Origin of the sequence: Paenibacillus antri, from assembly GCF_005765165.1 — a bacterium.
Lineage (GTDB): Bacteria > Bacillota > Bacilli > Paenibacillales > YIM-B00363 > Paenibacillus_AE > Paenibacillus_AE antri.
In genome coordinates, this window is record NZ_VCIW01000075.1 from 1 (window position 1) to 564 (window position 564).

General features: G+C 44.7%; 1 protein-coding gene. It reads right to left on the reverse strand.

Going from position 1 to position 564, the window contains the following annotated elements; genetic code table 11:
- On the reverse strand, positions 1 to 482 hold a 482-nt coding region (locus tag FE782_RS33530), incomplete at its 3' end, for a TonB-dependent receptor plug domain-containing protein (protein WP_202914654.1).
- Between the last annotated feature and the right edge of the window lie 82 nt (positions 483 to 564).

Consider the following 564-nt stretch of genomic DNA (forward strand, 5'->3'; position numbering starts at 1 on the left):
CCCGCCTTATAGTTTTTATCGTCTCCCCAACTGCCTAATAGCAATACATCCAGATTATTCGCTTGTCCATAGAGTGAAAGCGAATCGTTAATGCCGCGATTACTGTTATATTCGGAACCGATACGCGCACCGAATGATCTGCCGTCTTTCAATAAATCTTTTGCCGATACCGTTTCCGCACGGATTACACCGTCCGTTATACCGATACCGGCACTGGCGGAACCGGCGCCCTTATCGATTTTAATCGATTTCACCATAGACGGATCCAGTTGGAAACGACCTTGGTGATACCACTGTTGAGTATTTGTCGAAGTATTATCGACAATCATACCGATACGATCTTGTCCTGATCCGCGAATCGAAATGTATTGTGCGGACACGCTACCTCCACCGACGTTAATGTCCGTACGATTAGCCAGTAATTCGCGCAGGTTACTGATATTTCTAGTATGATTCACCGTAGGTTGAGCTTGAACCTTCACCGTATCAAGTGTAGCTTGATTAGCTTCCGCATAGCCGGCGACGGCTAAACTAATTAAGCTTAATTTAAATATTGTTTTTTAG